The organism is Vibrio sp. T13N (genome assembly GCF_032970445.1).
Taxonomy (GTDB): domain Bacteria; phylum Pseudomonadota; class Gammaproteobacteria; order Enterobacterales; family Vibrionaceae; genus Vibrio; species Vibrio diabolicus.
The window spans coordinates 1-1,483 of sequence record NZ_JAWJYE010000051.1 but is presented as its reverse complement, the minus strand read 5'-3'; the positions used below and the strand labels follow the sequence as shown (position 1 = coordinate 1,483).

2 protein-coding genes are annotated in these 1,483 nt (G+C 39.4%); both read right to left on the bottom strand.

From position 1 onward, the window contains the following. Positions 1–270 precede the first annotated feature (270 nt). On the bottom strand, positions 271–561 hold the full coding sequence (locus R2S67_RS22695) for a YkgJ family cysteine cluster protein (RefSeq protein ID WP_317347166.1): 291 nt from the start codon (positions 559–561) through the stop codon (positions 271–273). Positions 562–928: 367 nt separating this feature from the next. Beyond that, positions 929–1,483 (bottom strand): hypothetical protein (locus R2S67_RS22690; protein WP_317347165.1); only part of this gene is annotated, 555 nt, incomplete at its 5' end.

Here is a 1,483-nt window from a genome sequence, read left to right as displayed (position 1 = left end):
CAATGCTCTCGTTCGTTTTATTGTCTAGAGCGGAATAAAGTGATTTGAGGCTACCCTGCACCCCTTTTGATACATTTCGAAATGCTCTCATAAACCCTCAAGAATTTAACGCCGCGTTAAGTAGTGAGCAACGCTACCACCTAACCTAAACCATTGCCCCGTAAACACAAAAACTAACTTGAACTGAAAATGCCACGCGTTGCGAATCTGCCTTAAACGCTTTGTTATGGCTAACGACCCACTAACAAACAAAGGCAATAACCTATTGTTTTATAAAAACTTAACACGTTCATCTAAGCACTCATTAGAACCCATTTCAAATTCGCGGCATATCCAAGGACGATTTTCATATATTGTGCACATTAGAGTGTCTCTGTCTAAAGCAGCACACCAACCATCATTTAATCGCATCATTGTTTCACCGCCATACTGATCGCGTATGATGAACTCTTCTGGCACTCCAGTATCAGAGATAATCATAACTTCAAGGCGGCAGCAGCATGCTTGGCAGTTTGAGCAAGACACATTTGAGGAAGAAGGTGTATTAGTTGGTATAAGCATAAGTAACTACAGTTTAGTCAATTTTGCATAATACCGTAAATTTGATGCGAACAACCTTCATTTCTGAGATTACTTACCTTGTGAGCCATAACGCCGCATTAAGGGGTTAAAACAAAATTAAAATACATCATAAAAACATATATTTATATCAAATAATTAATCCACACTCATAAGTCAATGTAGCAAATGTGTAGCTTTAAAATAATAACCCCTTATCTCTATACGTTTAAAAAACTACTAACTAAAGTACGCCAAGATACAAAGATGCGAGGAGTGTTCTTGCTAACACTTACTTGGACTAAACGAGTTGGAGCTTGGAGTCAGTTTAGGGGCATCAAAATGTACTGCCCCTATTGCTGCCTCTTCATCACGAACGGAACATTATGCTTTCATCTTCGCGCCGTTGTTCTCTAGATATTGACTCTGAAATGTCCTCACACATTGAATTTGCCCAAGAGCTAATGTTCCGATTGGTGTGTAAACATAGCGGTTTAATGATCTCGAGATCTGACTCAAGAATCGGTAATAACGAGCCTGACCATGAGCGAGAATGGTAGTTAGCCATTATCTCTCGCAAAAACTCTTCCTTATCCCCGAACTTTTCGATGAGGGATAATAAAAGAGGTGTGACTTGCTTGGTAGAGTCATTCACCGTATCAAATAAGGAAACAGTGCGAGCTAAGATCAACAGAGCTTCATCTTTTTCTGCCCATTCCATTACAGTTTCGATTGGTAGTAGAGTGATTATATTGTTTTTTACTTTTCTTCCATGTCGACTACTTCTTAAGAAGCTATCCAGTCGGAATTTCTCTATGCCAGTCTGTCCAAGTAAGTGTTTTTCAACATTAGGCCAGATGGAGCTACCATGCTTACTTATGGCTTCATAAAATGCAGGGTATAGCCAATCCCATTGATCAGAGGT